This window comes from Pseudoalteromonas tetraodonis (genome assembly GCF_002310835.1).
GTDB lineage: Bacteria > Pseudomonadota > Gammaproteobacteria > Enterobacterales > Alteromonadaceae > Pseudoalteromonas > Pseudoalteromonas tetraodonis.
The window spans coordinates 501244-516175 of the sequence record NZ_CP011041.1 but is presented as its reverse complement, the minus strand read 5'-3'; the positions used below and the strand labels follow the sequence as shown (position 1 = coordinate 516175).

Genomic DNA, 14932 nt, shown 5'->3' with positions numbered 1-14932 from the left:
TTATTTTGTGTCGAGGTGGTCTGCTACATACGCACCTCGCTGCCCTCTTTTTTTATCTGGTCCAATGGTGCTGTCTTGAGCGGTTTGCTGCTCTAACGCAGCATTGATTGTGGCTCCCAAAATAATGATATAAGCGCTAATAAATAGCCACATAAGCATAATAACCACTCCACCTAAAGAGCCATATGTTTCGTTGTAACTAGCAAAATGAGATACATAAAATGAAAAGCCAAAAGATGCCACAATCCATAATACGGTGGCGGTGAATGAGCCCACGGTAACCCAGCGCCATTTAGCTGCTTTTCTGTGAGGCGCATAACGGTATAAAATTAATAATGCAAAGTTAAAGGTCAATGCCAGCAACGGCCATGATATAAGCATGATTAAAAAATCAATACTCTCTTTAATTCCGAGTAAATTAAGCGCTAGCGGTAATATACCTATAATTACCAGTGCTATTACAGCCACCACAATTGCACCCACTGAAAATAACAAACGCACAAGTTGCGCCTTTAAGAATGAGCGTTTTTCGTATTCGTGATAACTAATATTACATGCTGTGATCAACGCTTGGCTGCCCTTAGAGCTACTCCAGATAGTTAACAGTAAAGTACCCAGCGCACTAAGGCTTAAACTAGTTTGTGACTTTTGCGCAAGACTTGAAACTTGAGATAAAATAATTTCTTGAGTGCTTTGTGGTAATAACGCCATAAACTGACTTAAATACACACTAATATCATTCGGTGATGCAAAATAAGCATACACAGACACCAATGCCGCAATGGCGGGAAAAATAGCCAGTAACGCATAAAATGCCACGCCAGCCGCCACTAAAGATAAATTATCACGGCTCATTTGTTTTACTATTCGCTTTGCAATATCCCACCAGCCACGCAGAGGGATATGGTTAGGCTGCTTGGCTCTTTGGCCACGCTTAAAGTCACTCATAGTTAACTCCCTTTTCCTAATTAAGTAGCAAAATGTTTGCCAAACAAATACTGCTTGGTATTAAACTTGCTGCTATTGTTTAACACAGACCCTAATTACTTCGACCTAACACGGATGACCTCTATGCTCAGTGCTTTAATTGCAACACTCGCTAATAACACATCAATTCCAGCAATCGACACCGTTAAGCCAAACTCAATTTCTTGGAGCTTTTTAAAAGATCAAAGCGTGCAATTACTACACACATTCATGCAATTACTGCCCACTTTATTATTAGGGATTGTTATTTTGGTGATTAGTTATTTAATTGCCACACCATTATCACGCTTGTTAATAAAGCCTGTTACTTACATGACCAAGAGTAAATTAGTACATCTAGTTGCGAGGCGAGGTATTAGCACCTTAATTATTTTACTCGGGTTTTATCTATTTTTACGCTTGGCAGGACTTACCGAATTCGCGGTCGCAATTATGAGTGGCACCGGATTAATTGGGCTTATTTTAGGCTTTGCCTTTCGGGATATTGCTGAGAACTTTATTGCCAGTTTACTTTTAAGTGTACAGCGTCCATTTAAAATAGATGATGTAATAGAAGTTGATGGCAGAATTGGTATTGTTAAAAAAGTAACTGCACGGGCAACCACTTTAGTTGACTACGATGGCAATCATATTCAAATACCCAATGCGACTGTGTATAAAAATACCATTAAAAACTTAACCGCTAATCCAAAAATGCGCGGTCATTTTTCAATCGGTATTGGCTACGATAATGACATTCGCGACGCACAAAGTCTTGCTATTAGTGTTATAAAAAAACAAAACTCTGTGCTTAGCGATCCACCTCCCCAAGTATTGGTTGATAACTTAGGCTCCGCCACTATCAATTTTACTGTTTACTTTTGGGTCAACGGCGAACAATACAGCATTGTTAAAGTAGCCTCACAGCTTATGAGAGAGTTAATTAACAGTTTTACGCAACATAATATAAGTATGCCTGACGATGCCAGAGAGCGTGTATTGCTCAATAGCCAAGGTGAAGACATTTACCCCATAGCAAACGAAGCTAAAACAGAGACAACAGAAGAAATTAACGAGCAATCACATATTCAAAAACATAAAATCACAGAGCATGAACACAGTATTGATGATGTAAGTAGTGATACGGATGATATTCGCGAGCAAGCCGATGAATCACGCGACCCAGTTCGAGGTTCGAGGTTCGAGGTTCGAGGTTCGAGGTTCGAGGTTCGAGGTTCGAGGTTCGAGAATTTTAAAAGCCTTGCGGTTAACATTACAAGGTTTTTTTGTTCCTATTGGCGGAAGTCTACCTCGCGCCGGGGTTAGTTGTTAGGTTTTAAGCCCGCAACCCGTAGCCTGACGCCCGCAACCTGACAGCTTATTCCAAACACAAAAAAGCCCGCAGCGTTAACTGCGGGCTTTTTTATTGAATGAGTGAGTCAGCCGGTAAGCCGGGTTCTGTCCTTTCCGAAGAAAGTGATAATCATTCGTCTAGGCCATAAATCGCTCTATGGCTCAAGCAACCTACCCGGTTCCAACGTGGGCCACGCCATAAGGAACCCTATTTGGTCTTGCTCCGAGTGGAGTTTACCTTGCAACCGACTATTACTAGCGGCCCGGTGCGCTCTTACCGCACCCTTTCACCCTTACCAATCCGAAGATTGGCGGTCTTCTCTCTGCTGCACTTGTCGTGGGCTCACGCCCCCCAGCCGTTAACTGGCACTCTGCCCTGTGGAGCCCGGACTTTCCTCCCCCTGCGCATTTTCGTTGCAGGCAGCGATTATCTTGGCTAACTCGGCGCGCAGTATACATGAGAGCACCACACTACGCAGTAAACATTTACTGTTTTTCTTCAATAATTGTTTTATACAGCGCGTTTTTCTTCATACCAAAGTAATCGGCCACCACGCCACAGGCTTTTTTCATTGGCATTTCGTTTTCAAGTAGCGCTAACATTTTGCGTGCCTCTGGCGGAATATCGTCAACTACCTTAGGTTTACCCGGCAGCATAAGTACTATTTCACCGCGCTGTTTAGTAGGATCGTCAGTTAAAAACTGCTTTAACTCAGTCACTGTGCCATTAAAAAAGGTTTCAAATGTTTTAGTGAGCTCTTTGGCAAATACCACTTGCTGCTCACCACCTAGCGCTGCTTCTAAATCGTCTAAGCTTGCCATAATACGGTGGGTACTTTCATACATAATACTGGTAATACTTGAGTTAACCGCATCAATAAAAAAGTCTTGGCGTGCTTTACTTTTAGCGGGCGTAAAGCCAACAAACTGAAAACGGTCGGTTGGCAGCCCTGAACAACATACCGCCGTAATAGCAGCGCATGCACCAGGTACAGGTGTGACAAGTGCGCCCTGCTCACGGCATAAATTAACAACGGCATAACCAGGGTCGCTTATAAGCGGCGTGCCGGCATCGGATACTAACGCAATATTTAACCCTTGATTAAGTTGGTCGATAATTTGCTGCGCTTTTTGCTTTTCATTATGGTCATGTAACGCAAAGGTTTTAGCCTTAATACCAAAGTGGCTGAGTAGCTTGCCAGTATGGCGAGTGTCTTCAGCAGCGATTAAGTCAACCTGCGATAATGTCGCGATTGCACGCTGACTTAAGTCGTCATAATTGCCGATTGGGGTGGCAACAACGTAAAGAGTGCCAATTTTCTGTGAATTCTCCTCATTTAACATTGAGGTCTCCTGCGTCAGTCAGTAATATAAGCAAATCGCGTTAACGTATGGGAAATCATTGTGCGACTTAAACTAGTTAGTCTATTAATTATATTGTCAGGGTTATCGGCGTGTAGCACAACCGAAAAACCAACTAAAACCAGCGATAACTTAAATAGCAGTGCCAATACGCTGAAAAATGAAGCACTGAACGCGCAATCGATTTATCAATTAGCGCAAAACCGTTTTGGTGCGGATAAAATTCAACTGCTTTATAGTGCCCGTGATAGCGCCATTACTGAAGAAAACTGGCCGCTACTCGAAACAATATGTAGCGAACTTGCACTTACTGCCAGTGTTGATCAAATTCAAAACCGTTTATATATTGCCTTTGCACAAAAAGAGCAGAATAAAAACCAGCAAGCACTTGAAGTTTTAAACTCACTTGAGGGACAACTCAAGCAACCCGAACATTTTGCCTGGCACCAATTTTTAACTGCCAGCATTTTTGCTTCTCAAAACTTGCCAAAACGTGCTGCACCCTATTTTTTTGCGGCGTCAGAATCTGCAACTAAAAACACTATTTCAATTCCTCAGCTTAGTGATGCACTTTGGAAAAATTTAAAGCAACTCTCATCTTACGCATTAGAACGATTTAACCGTGGTTCTGTGATCCAACAAGGTTGGGTTAACTTAGCTTTGTATCATCAAGTTTACGCCAACAGCTCGGTTGATTTAGACCAAGCCATTAATAATTGGCGCCGCCGTTACCTGGGGCATCCTGGTAACAATGTACTGCCAAAACAAGAAACGTATGCTAATGAATTAGCGCCAATTAATATTGAGCGTTTGGTTGTTTTACTGCCTCAGTCAGGTGCTAATAAGCGCCTTGGGGATGCCTTAAAAGCCGGTATATTGGCAGCCCTTGATAAAAAAGAGATCAACGAAACACTGTTTATAGATGAAAACACTGAAACAGAAGCGTTGAGCGCACAAATTTCTCAGTTACAGCCTGACTTTGTTATTGGTCCACTATTAAAAGCCAATATAGATAAGCTCGCTAATATCAATACATTACTCGATATACCCACCTTACATTTAAATACCTTTGATGGCGAAAGAACCTCGCTGCAACATTACTTTTTTGCGCTTAATCCTGAACATGAAGTACAGCAAACGCTAGAGCACTTTTTAGCACAGGGTTATCAAAAGCCGATGTTGCTAGCGCCAAATAATACCAATGGCCAGCGCTTAGTTGACTACTTTAATCTGCAGTGGCAACGCTATAGTGAAACAACCACGCAAGTTGGTTTTTACAACGATAACAAAGATATGCCCAATACGATTACTAGCTTGTTAGAAGTTGATAAGTCAAAAGAGCGTATTAAATCTGTTAAAGCACTTTTTAATAAAGAAGTTGAAAGCGAAACACGCTCACGTGGAGATATTGATGCCATTTACATACTCGGCGACGCCATTGAAACCCGATTAATTAAGCCTTACCTTGATGTTAATGTGAGTACCTTTGCCGATAGAATTCCTATTTACGCCAGCTCTAAAAGCCACAGTAAGCAAATAGATACCACTGACAAAGGTGATTTAGACGGACTCTACTTTACTGAACTGCCTTGGATGTTAGACTCACAAATTAAGCAACATAATCTGCGTCAGCAATACAATGATTTATGGCCTGAACAAGCCGATATAAGCCAACGTTTATTTGCGATGGCTTATGATTCCGTCACCATGCTTAACGATATTAGACAATTGAGTGTTACACCCGATAAATACTTTTCAGGGTTGAGCGGTAAATTGTCGATTAATAGTGCCGGTGATATTGAACGTTCACTGCAATGGGCTCAGTACAGCAACCGCCGAATAAAACCGGTGGAGTTAAAAACACAACGCCCTGTACCGCTATTTATGCAATCAGCTAACGATGGCATAACCATAATTAACTAAGGGGTCGACATGTCGTGGTTTAAACAGCTGTGGCAAAATAGTCGTGAAAAAGGCCAGTATTATGAGCGCCAAGCGCAAAAGTATTTAGAAGCACAAGGCTTAAAAGCGATTGAGCGTAATTACTACTGCCCCTATGGCGAACTTGATGTCATTATGAAAGACGGTGACACCTTAGTGTTTGTTGAGGTTAAGTTTCGTAAAAATAATATAAAAGGCGGCGCTAATTATGCTTTAAGCCCGCAAAAGCAAGCAAAATTAAGACGAACTATTTATCATTACCTCGCGGCTAAAAACTTAAAGAATCAGCCATTACGTATTGATTATGTTGCTATAACAGGCGAGCCATCACTACACATAAACTGGCTAAAAAACGTATTTTAATACCGAGCACATACAAATGAGTGAGCAATTATTACAACAGCTAAATGCATTAATGCGTAGTTAAAAATTAACAAGCTGCTTCTAAAAATCATCATCCTTAATAAAGCGGGTGTGAGCTCACACAGAATTAGATATTAATTGTTGGTAATCCATGCAAGACACAATAAAAGAAATTTTTAAAGAAAGTATTCAAGTTCAAATTGCAGCAGGTGAAGTACTTCCTAGCGCATTGGAATCAGCGGCATTCACCATTGCACAAAGCCTGATCAATGGTAATAAACTGATATGTTGCGGCACAGCAAACTGCCACATGTTGGCACAACACATGGCTGGCGTATTAGTAAACTTTTACGAAACAGAGCGCCCTTGCTTACCTGCAATCGCTCTCTCCCAAGAAAATATTAACCTAGGTCAAGGCCATCAAATAGATGACCACGATACTTTTGCACGCCAAGTACGTGCCTTTGCTCAGCAAGGTGATTTGCTCCTTGCATTAGCAATTAATGGCAATGAAAAACATATAATTTCTGCAGTAGAAGCGGCACTAACCAAAGATATGAAGGTCATAGTAATGGTAGGTGATGATGGCGGCGAACTCGTTGGCTTACTTGGGCACAACGATGTAGAAATACGTACACCGTCTAAACGCCCTAGTCGCATTATTGAATCGCATTTAGTTAACCTTCACTGTTTAAGTGAATTGGTAGATTTAACTCTTTTCCCGCAGGATGAAAATTATGTTTAAACGCTCCCTGATTATTTTAGGCACCGTTGTGTTATTACAAGGTTGTGCTGCTGCTGTAGTGGCCGGCACAGCCAGTGCTGTTACTGCAGCAAACGATAGACGAACCATTGGCTCGCAAATAGACGACAACAACATTGAAATAAAAGCCAGCATTGCTATTAGTGAAGATGAACGTCTTAATAAGTTTGCTCATATCAGCGTTATAAGCGTTAATGGCGTGGTTTTAATGGTAGGGCAAGTTCCGAACCAAGAAATGAAAAACCAAGCGTTTAAAACCATTGAGAACCTATCTGGCATTCGTAAAATTCACAACCAACTACGCATTGGCTCTAATATTGGTATTACCACGCAAACTCACGACTCATGGTTAACCTCAAAAGTAAAAGCGCAGCTTTTAGCGGCTGAAAACATCAGCAGTAATAATATAAAAGTAGTGACTGAAAATGCCGAAGTATACTTAATGGGGCTAGTATCTGACGCTGAAGCAAACCAAGCCGTTAATATTGCCCGTAATATCTCTGGCGTAGAGCGCGTTATTAAAGTGTTTGAGTATTTGTAAAAAATAAGGTTCGAGGTTCGAGGTTCGAGGTTCGAGGTTCGAGGTTCGAGGTTCGAGGTTCGAGGTTCGAGGTTCGAGGTTCGAGGTTCGAGGTTCAGAAATTTAAAAACCTTGCGGTTAACATCGCAAGGTTTTTTTATACCTGTAGCAGCGGGTTCACCCCGCGTGTATTAGGTTCAAGGTTTTAGGTATGAGGCCCGTCGCTCGTGAACTTAAATCAAACTTGCACGGCGTAAAACATTTTTACCACAGAGTACACAGAGACGCTTCGCGCTACACAGAGAAGACAGGACAAATAAAACATGTCTTTAATCATTTCCTCTGTGTGCTCTGCCACCTCTGTGGTGAATAAAATCTCTTTAAGATCTTTTTGCACAAAGAGAAGTGAATGAGGAGTAAATGAGAAAACAATAACCATGAGCCCGAGTGATTAATTGTTTTTTCACTAGCTCTAAAAGCACAGCGTCTCTTAACCTCTTTGTGAATAAATTTATTACCTAAAACCACATGCGCGGAATAAAGCCCCGCCTACAAAACATTTCTTACCACAGAGAACACCGATGCGCTTCGCGCTACACAGAGAAGACAAAGCAAATAAAACATGTTTTTAATCATTTTCTCTGTGTGCTCTGCACCCTCTGTGGTAAATAGAATCTCTTCAAGATCTTTTTGCACAAAGAGAAGTAAATGAGAAAACAATAACCATGAGCCCGAGTGATTAATTGTTTTTTCACTAGCTCTAAAAGCACAGCGTCTCTTAACCTCTTTGTGAATAAATTTATTACCTAAAACCACATGCGCGGCATAAAGCCCCGCCTACAAAACATTTCTTACCACAGAGTACACCGAGGCGCTACGCGCTACACAGAGAAGACAAAGCAAATAAAACATGTTTTTAATCATTTTCTCTGTGTGCTCTGCACCCTCTGTGGTAAATAGAATCTCTTCAAGATCTTTTTGCACAAAGAGAAGTGAATGAGCAGTAAATGAGAAAACAATAACCATGAGCCCGAGTGATTAATTGTTTTTTCACTAGCTCTAAAAGCACAGCGTCTCTTAACCTCTTTGTGAATAAATTTATTACCTAAAACCACATGCGCGGAATAAACCCGCTGCTACACCAATCAACCTTAACCCGCTTCTCGCAGCTCGTCGCCCGTGAACTTTCACCTTTCGCCTACTTTTAATCAGGCATAAAAAAACCGCTTATTAAGCGGTTTTTTTTCTAACATTTACGAGTTATTTTATAACGCGTAAATGTGAGCCTTTTTTCTTTTCACGCTTATGATCAGGTGTTTCACCAACTAGGTCAGGTGATGAATCGACACTTTCAAGCTCTGGAGCAAAATCGTCTTCGTCCTCTAAAAACTCATCTGCAGTAAAGACTGTGCCTTCGCCATTTTCGCGTGCATATATTGCAAGTACAGCCCCTAAAGGCACGTACACTTGCATTGGCTGACCGCCAAAGCGTGCGTTAAAGCTAAGCTGAGAATTATCTAACGAAAACTGCGTAACCGCTGAAGGGCTTATGTTCAATACAATTTGGCCGTCTTGGACAAACTGTGTTGGCACTTGCACTGCAGGAAAATCAGCATTAACCACTAAGTGTGGTGTGCATTCGTTATCAACAATCCAATCAAAAAAAGCGCGTAGTAAATAAGGACGATTAGAGGTCATTATAAACGGATCTCACGCTCTGCTTCAGTTAAAGAAGCTTGGAATGATTCACGTTCAAATAAACGGATCATATACTCTTTAAGTTCTTTAGAGCCTGCACCATTTAGCTCAATACCAAACTCAGGTAAACGCCATAATAGTGGAGCTAAGTAACAATCAACTAAGCTAAACTCTTCACTCATAAAGTAAGGCGCTTCACTAAAGATGGGTGCTATTGCAAGTAATGCTTCTGTCAGCTCTTTACGCGCTTGCGCTGCTTCAGACGTGTTGTTAATGATTTTTTCAGCTAGGCTGTACCAATCAGTATCAATACGGTGCATCATTAAACGACTACGACCACGCATGACCGGGTATACAGGCATTAGTGGAGGATGAGGAAAACGTTCATCAAGGTATTCCATGATGATGTTTGCCTGATATAAACCAAGCTCACGGTCAATCAGTGTTGGCACTGTGCCGTAAGGGTTAATTTCGTGAAGTGCTTCTGGCAGATTATCCTTTTCAGCCATATGAATATCTACACTTACACCTTTTTCAGCAAGTACAATGCGTACTTGGTGGCTATACATACAGTTAGCACCAGAAAAAAGGGTCATTACAGGGCGCTTATTGGCAGCTACGGCCATGCCTACCTCCATTAAATAACTAAAACAGCAATAGGGGCTTAAGCCCCTATTGCAAAATTACCTTTAAATATGTTCAAACTTAATGAACATCTCTCCAGTATTCTTTCTTCAGCATAAATGCCAAGATAAATAGAATCACTAAGAATCCAAGTACCTTAATACCTAGCGCTTCCGATTCGAGACGTGTAGGTTCACCTACATACTCTAGGAAATTCGTTAAATCACGAACTGCTTGGTCATATTCATCTACACTTAATTCGCCCGTACCATCTGTTTCTGTACCAGTAATATGAGTGGTTGTTTTACCATTTACTGTTACTTCTTCAGTAATTGCAGTAGGAACACCTTGCAACTCTTGAAGAACATGTGGCATACCCACCGATGGGAATAACGTATTATTTACGCCAAACGGACGAGATTCATCTTTGTAAAACGATTTTAAATAGGTATAAATCCAATCACTGCCACGCACACGCGCAACATTTGTTAGATCCGGCGGAGCCGCACCAAACCATTTTGCAGCATCTTCTTTCTTCATTGCATTATTGATATGACTACCTACTTTTGAACCATCAAAAATAAGTTGCTCTTGACCAATCTCTGTTGGAATACCAATATCGCGGAAAGTACGTTCATAACGTTGATACTGCATTTGGTGACAACCAAGACAGTAGTTCATGAACAACTTTGCGCCACGTTGCAAAGAAGGTTGATCAGATATATCGTTACCCGCTTCCATTAGAGGAACTGACGGGCCTGCCGCCATTGCTGGTAATACGTTTACTGATAAAGCGAATAAACCAATAAGTAGCTTTTTCATCATTTCGTTAACCTCTCAGGCAATGGCTTAGTTTTTTCATTCTTACTGTAAACAAATAACAGTACGAAGAACATAAAGTAAGTCACAGTACAGATTTGCGAAACAAGCGTTTTAAAGTCAGTTTGAGGTGTAGCACCAACCCAACCTAAAAGAACGAAAGTAACTACAAAGCCTGCAATGTTCCATTTGTGGAAACCACAACGGTAACGAACTGAACGAACCGAACCACGGTCAATCCAAGGCAATAATGCTAGCACGACAATAGATGCACCCATTGCTGCAACACCCATTAGCTTGTCTGGAATCGCACGTAAGATTGCATAAAACGGCGTAAAGTACCAAACAGGGAAAATATGCGCTGGTGTTTTGAGTGGGTTTGCCGGTTCAAAGTTTGGCGCTTCTAAGAAGAAACCACCCATAGCAGGCATAAAGAACACCACCCAACAGAACAAGATTAAGAAGCCAACCACACCCACAATATCTTTTACTGTGTAATAAGGGTGGAACGGAATCGCATCAATGATGTCTTTTTTATCAGTGTAGTATTCATGGAACTTAAATTTAGGCTTATCTTCTTCAGCCACAGTTCCTTTTTTACGTTTGTTATCAATACCGTCTGGGTTGTTTGAACCCACTTCGTGTAGTGCAACAATGTGTAAAAATACTAAGATAACAATAACCAATGGCAGTGCAATTACATGTAATGCAAAGAAGCGGTTAAGCGTTGCACCCGAAATAACGTAGTCACCACGGATCCACAGTGTTAAATCATCACCAATAACCGGGATAGCCCCGAATAATGAAATGATTACCTGTGCACCCCAGAACGACATTTGGCCCCATGGTAATAAGTAACCCATGAATGCTTCAGCCATTAGGGCTAGGAAAATAAACATACCGAATAACCACAGTAATTCACGTGGTTTTTGGTAAGAACCGTAGATCATGCCACGGAACATATGCATGTAAACAACGATGAAGAACGCAGATGCACCCGTTGAATGCAAATAACGTAATAACCAACCGTACTCTACATCACGCATGATGTATTCTACTGATGCAAACGCACCTTCAGCAGATGGTACATAGTTCATCGTTAACCAAATACCGGTAAGGATTTGGTTAACTAGTACTAACATAGCGAGTGAGCCAAAGAAGTACCAGAAGTTAAAGTTTTTTGGTGCTGGATACTGTGCAATGTGCATGTTCCAAACACGTGTCATTGGGATACGGTCGTCTATCCACTCAACAATTTTTCCAAACATTAGGCCACCCCTTGTTCTTCGCCCACTAAAATAGTGGTCTCATCAAGAAAAGTATATGGTGGAACTTCTAAATTTAATGGTGCAGGTACCGATTGAAATACACGGCCGGCCATATCAAACTTAGAACCGTGACATGGACAGTAAAAACCGTCATCAGTCCCTTCCACTTTCTCACCAAAGCCACCTTGTAAAAAGCTAGGTGAACAACCCAAATGCGTACAAATACCTACAGCGACAAAAATCTCTGGGCGTAATGAACGGAAATCATTGGTTGATGATTCTAATTGTTGTGGCTCTTGCGATTGCGGATCACGAAGTTGACCTTCATGTTCTTTCATCTGCTCAAGCATTTTTGGGGTCCGTGATACAACCCATACAGGTTTACCACGCCACTCGACACGTATTAATTGTCCTGGCTCAAGTTTGCTGATATCTACTTCTACAGGCGCACCCGCAGATTTAGCTCGCTCACTTGGATTCCAAGACGCAATAAAAGGAACAGCAGCCCCAGCCGCACCAACACCACCAACAACAGAGGTAGCTATGGTTAAAAAGCGACGTCGGCCATTGTCTACAGGCGCATTGCTCATCCACTTATCTCCACTATGATTCTCAACACTTGCTATATTGAGAACATCAGTTACAGCAGGTTAATTTTTCGAATTTTAAAAGAGAAACGATCATAATTAAAACCCTTGTTTAAAACAAGGTTATTCACAGCCTCCTGCTCGAATAATCCTGACTTGCTCAAATAGTTGATTAAGTTAGCTCGAGTATGAAACCAAATGACTATAGTATCGCTTCCGTAAAAACAATTTGTAAACAAGTACAATCTCACCAACTAAGTAAAGTAACCACTGAATTTGGCGACATTAAACTCATTCACTTTATTTGCCCGCCAATTGTAGCAAAAAAATTCACCAATTAACTGATGGATTTAAACTAATTGCGATAATTATTTAACTTTTTTTGCGTTAGTCGGTCATTTTTAAGCTTTCGTTCAATAAATACGCATACTTGGCCTATTTTGATCAAGCTAATGTCGACATTAGTCTTAAAGGGAAAATTGAAGATGAAAGATGAAAGATGAAAGATGAAAGGTGAAAGGTGAAAGGCGAAAGGCGAAACATACTCATATATTTTTGAATGAATATTAAATTTTGAACCTCTTATTCCCAAGCATCGATTGATTTCATCAATGCTGAAATCATACGGGAAAGTTCACGAGTTTCCTCAATCCATTCAGTGGCCTTTGTCGTATCAACCTCTCCTATTTTTAATGCAATGTAAATTTGAGAGCGTAATTCTCCACAACTCCCCTTAGAATATGATAAAAATCGAGTATAATCTTTAGGTGTTACCCGTTCATAACCCTCTGCTATATTTGAAGAAATTGAAAGCGCAGATCGTGTTATTTGATCTTTTAAACCAAACTCTTTACTCTGCTTAAAATGTAAATAAATCTCGCAAGCTAAATCGGCTGAACGTTGCCATACCCTTAAATCTTCAAACCTCATAACATAACCAGTCAGCTAAAACATGCTTAACTTATAACTGTAAAATAAGAAAGACACAAAGCTTAGATCAAACTTATAGCTTGAACCTTGAGTCTTGAACCTTGAGTCTTGAACCTTGAACCTTGAACCTTGAACCTTGAACCTTGCTCCTTGAACCTTGAACCTTGCTCCTTGAGCTTTGAACCTTGAACCTTGAACCTTGAACCTTGAACCTTGAACCTTGAACCTTGAACCTTGAACCTTGAACCTTGAACCTTGAACCTTGAACCTTGAACCTTGAACCTTGAACCTTGAACCTTGAACCTTGAACCTTGAACCTTGAACCTTGAACCTTGAACCTTGAACCTTGAACCTTGAACCTTGAACCTTGAACCTTGAACCTTGAACCTTGAACCTTGAACCTTGAACCTTGAACCTTGAACCTTGAACCTTGAACCTTGAACCTTGAACCTTGAACCTTGAACCTTGAACCTTGAACCTTGAACCTTGAACCTTGAACCTTGAACCTTGAACCTTGAACCTTGAGCTTTGAACCTTGAGCTTTGAACCTTGAACCTTGAACCTTGAACCTTGAACCTTGAACCTTGAACCTTGAACCTTGAACCTTGAACCTTGAACCTTGAACCTTGAACCTTGAACCTTGAACCTTGAACCTTGAACCTTGAACCTTGAGTCTTGAACCTTGAACCTTGAACCTTGAACCTTGAACCTTGAACCTTGAACCAAAATCTTATAGCTACAAAACAAAAAACCCAGCATAAGCTGGGTTTTTGAATTCTTGATAACGTAAAAATTAACGTTTTGAGAACTGTGGACGCTTACGCGCTTTCTTAAGACCCACTTTCTTACGTTCAACTTTACGTGCATCACGAGTAACGAAACCTGCTTTACGAAGTTGTGGACGTAATGACTCGTCAAACTCCATAAGTGCACGAGTGATACCGTGACGGATAGCACCAGCTTGACCAGTAGTACCACCACCAGCAACGGTGATGTGTAAGTCAAACTTTTCAGTCATGTCAACAAGCTCAAGAGCTTGACGAACAACCATGCGTGCTGTTTCGCGACCAAAGTACTCTTCTAAAGAGCGCTTGTTGATTACGATGTTACCAGTGCCTGGGCGTAAGAATACGCGAGCACTTGAACTTTTACGACGACCTGTACCGTAGTATTGATTTGCCATGATAGTGCTCCTTAAATGTCTAGAACCTGAGGCTGTTGTGCAGCATGATTGTGCTCAGTACCCGCGTAAACTTTAAGTTTACGGTACATAGCGCGGCCTAAAGGACCACGTGGCAACATGCCTTTAACAGCTTTTTCGATGATCATTTCAGGCTTTGCAGCTTGAAGTTTATCAAAAGTAGTAGACTTAAGACCACCTGGGAAACCAGAGTGAGCATAGTACACTTTGTCTTTGAATTTATTACCAGTAACAGTAACTTTCTCAGCGTTAATAACGATGATGTAATCACCAGTATCTACGTGCGGTGTGTACTCAGCTTTATGCTTACCGCGTAGGCGATGAGCGATTTCAGTAGCGATGCGACCTAAAGTTTTACCTTCAGCGTCAACTACGTACCAGTCACGTTTTACTGTTTCTGGTTTAGCAACAAACGTTTTCATTTATAAAAATCCAATGTTTTTCAATTAAAACCACAGGTAGTTATGTTTAACTACCGCTCTAAGTTTGCTACAACCCCTTCGAGTTTTAGACTTTTGCGCCGCTCACAAGTGGCTA

16 protein-coding genes and 1 other RNA gene are annotated in these 14932 nt (G+C 41.1%); 5 read left to right on the top strand and 12 right to left on the bottom strand.

Features of this window, described 5'->3' with window-relative positions; all coding sequences use genetic code 11:
* Positions 1 to 948 carry a YihY/virulence factor BrkB family protein gene (locus PTET_RS02435; protein ID WP_096038152.1) on the bottom strand — a complete coding sequence of 316 codons (948 nt, stop codon included), beginning with the start codon at positions 946 to 948 and terminating at the stop codon, positions 1 to 3.
* Positions 949 to 1071: 123 nt separating this feature from the next.
* Here PTET_RS02435 and PTET_RS02430 point away from each other — a divergent pair, with 123 nt between their 5' ends.
* A complete protein-coding gene (locus PTET_RS02430; RefSeq protein ID WP_244186384.1) occupies positions 1072 to 2292 on the top strand; it encodes a mechanosensitive ion channel family protein in 1221 nt (406 codons plus the stop codon).
* Between the two features lie 105 nt (positions 2293 to 2397).
* Here the strand turns inward: PTET_RS02430 and rnpB are convergent.
* An RNA gene (rnpB, locus tag PTET_RS02425) (RNase P RNA component class A) lies at positions 2398 to 2763 on the bottom strand.
* A 42-nt stretch (positions 2764 to 2805) separates the two neighbouring features.
* Positions 2806 to 3663: a 16S rRNA (cytidine(1402)-2'-O)-methyltransferase gene (gene rsmI / locus PTET_RS02420; protein ID WP_008468384.1), complete on the bottom strand. Its 858-nt coding sequence runs from the start codon at positions 3661 to 3663 to the stop codon at positions 2806 to 2808.
* 60 nt (positions 3664 to 3723) lie between these two features.
* Here rsmI and PTET_RS02415 point away from each other — a divergent pair, with 60 nt between their 5' ends.
* From PTET_RS02415 to dolP, 4 genes are all read left to right on the top strand, one after another.
* Positions 3724 to 5604, top strand: a complete 1881-nt coding sequence (locus tag PTET_RS02415) for a penicillin-binding protein activator (protein ID WP_096038151.1) — start codon at positions 3724 to 3726, stop codon at positions 5602 to 5604.
* A 9-nt stretch (positions 5605 to 5613) separates the two neighbouring features.
* A complete protein-coding gene (locus PTET_RS02410; RefSeq protein ID WP_016899512.1) occupies positions 5614 to 5985 on the top strand; it encodes a YraN family protein in 372 nt (123 codons plus the stop codon).
* 151 nt (positions 5986 to 6136) lie between these two features.
* Positions 6137 to 6730: an SIS domain-containing protein gene (locus PTET_RS02405; RefSeq protein ID WP_013464044.1), complete on the top strand. Its 594-nt coding sequence runs from the start codon at positions 6137 to 6139 to the stop codon at positions 6728 to 6730.
* Positions 6723 to 7289, top strand: coding sequence for a division/outer membrane stress-associated lipid-binding lipoprotein (gene dolP, locus PTET_RS02400; protein ID WP_013464043.1), 567 nt, complete (start codon positions 6723 to 6725; stop codon positions 7287 to 7289). Before PTET_RS02405 ends, dolP begins: the two co-directional genes overlap by 8 nt.
* Positions 7290 to 8528: 1239 nt before the next feature.
* Here dolP and PTET_RS02390 read toward each other — a convergent pair.
* The 9 genes from PTET_RS02390 to rplM form a co-directional block, all read right to left on the bottom strand.
* Entirely contained in the window at positions 8529 to 8966 is a 438-nt protein-coding gene (locus PTET_RS02390; protein WP_036955982.1) for a ClpXP protease specificity-enhancing factor, read from the bottom strand.
* A complete protein-coding gene (gene sspA, locus PTET_RS02385; RefSeq protein WP_013464041.1) occupies positions 8966 to 9592 on the bottom strand; it encodes a stringent starvation protein SspA in 627 nt (208 codons plus the stop codon). The genes PTET_RS02390 and sspA overlap by 1 nt, the downstream gene beginning before the upstream one ends.
* Before the next feature lie 79 nt (positions 9593 to 9671).
* On the bottom strand, positions 9672 to 10415 hold the full coding sequence (locus tag PTET_RS02380; protein WP_008110862.1) for a cytochrome c1: 744 nt from the start codon (positions 10413 to 10415) through the stop codon (positions 9672 to 9674).
* Positions 10412 to 11677: a cytochrome b gene (locus PTET_RS02375; RefSeq protein WP_008110864.1), complete on the bottom strand. Its 1266-nt coding sequence runs from the start codon at positions 11675 to 11677 to the stop codon at positions 10412 to 10414. The genes PTET_RS02380 and PTET_RS02375 overlap by 4 nt, the downstream gene beginning before the upstream one ends.
* Complete coding sequence (gene petA, locus PTET_RS02370; protein WP_008110867.1) at positions 11677 to 12267, bottom strand: ubiquinol-cytochrome c reductase iron-sulfur subunit; 591 nt, start codon at positions 12265 to 12267, stop codon at positions 11677 to 11679. The genes PTET_RS02375 and petA overlap by 1 nt, the downstream gene beginning before the upstream one ends.
* 579 nt (positions 12268 to 12846) lie before the next feature.
* Complete coding sequence (locus PTET_RS02365) at positions 12847 to 13194, bottom strand: four helix bundle protein (RefSeq protein WP_036955980.1); 348 nt, start codon at positions 13192 to 13194, stop codon at positions 12847 to 12849.
* Positions 13195 to 13209: 15 nt separating this feature from the next.
* Positions 13210 to 13953: a translocation/assembly module TamB domain-containing protein gene (locus tag PTET_RS02360; RefSeq protein WP_157740495.1), complete on the bottom strand. Its 744-nt coding sequence runs from the start codon at positions 13951 to 13953 to the stop codon at positions 13210 to 13212.
* Between the two features lie 34 nt (positions 13954 to 13987).
* The gene (rpsI, locus tag PTET_RS02355; RefSeq protein WP_024600778.1) at positions 13988 to 14380 is read right to left on the bottom strand and encodes a 30S ribosomal protein S9; all 393 of its coding nucleotides are present in this window, start codon (positions 14378 to 14380) and stop codon (positions 13988 to 13990) included.
* Between the two features lie 8 nt (positions 14381 to 14388).
* Complete coding sequence (rplM, locus tag PTET_RS02350; RefSeq protein ID WP_002957960.1) at positions 14389 to 14817, bottom strand: 50S ribosomal protein L13; 429 nt, start codon at positions 14815 to 14817, stop codon at positions 14389 to 14391.
* Positions 14818 to 14932: the final 115 nt, after the last annotated feature.

Coding starts and splice junctions, on each gene's coding strand:
- PTET_RS02390 (WP_036955982.1), bottom strand. CDS start 8,966: ATGACCTCTAATCGTCCTTATTTACTACGCGCTTTTTTTGATTGGATT.
- PTET_RS02375 (WP_008110864.1), bottom strand. CDS start 11,677: ATGTTTGGAAAAATTGTTGAGTGGATAGACGACCGTATCCCAATGACA.
- sspA (WP_013464041.1), bottom strand. CDS start 9,592: ATGGCCGTAGCTGCCAATAAGCGCCCTGTAATGACCCTTTTTTCTGGT.
- rsmI (WP_008468384.1), bottom strand. CDS start 3,663: ATGTTAAATGAGGAGAATTCACAGAAAATTGGCACTCTTTACGTTGTT.
- PTET_RS02380 (WP_008110862.1), bottom strand. CDS start 10,415: ATGATGAAAAAGCTACTTATTGGTTTATTCGCTTTATCAGTAAACGTA.
- PTET_RS02435 (WP_096038152.1), bottom strand. CDS start 948: ATGAGTGACTTTAAGCGTGGCCAAAGAGCCAAGCAGCCTAACCATATC.
- petA (WP_008110867.1), bottom strand. CDS start 12,267: ATGAGCAATGCGCCTGTAGACAATGGCCGACGTCGCTTTTTAACCATA.
- PTET_RS02410 (WP_016899512.1), top strand. CDS start 5,614: ATGTCGTGGTTTAAACAGCTGTGGCAAAATAGTCGTGAAAAAGGCCAG.
- PTET_RS02430 (WP_244186384.1), top strand. CDS start 1,072: ATGCTCAGTGCTTTAATTGCAACACTCGCTAATAACACATCAATTCCA.
- dolP (WP_013464043.1), top strand. CDS start 6,723: ATGTTTAAACGCTCCCTGATTATTTTAGGCACCGTTGTGTTATTACAA.
- PTET_RS02405 (WP_013464044.1), top strand. CDS start 6,137: ATGCAAGACACAATAAAAGAAATTTTTAAAGAAAGTATTCAAGTTCAA.
- rplM (WP_002957960.1), bottom strand. CDS start 14,817: ATGAAAACGTTTGTTGCTAAACCAGAAACAGTAAAACGTGACTGGTAC.
- PTET_RS02365 (WP_036955980.1), bottom strand. CDS start 13,194: ATGAGGTTTGAAGATTTAAGGGTATGGCAACGTTCAGCCGATTTAGCT.
- PTET_RS02360 (WP_157740495.1), bottom strand. CDS start 13,953: ATGCTGGGTTTTTTGTTTTGTAGCTATAAGATTTTGGTTCAAGGTTCA.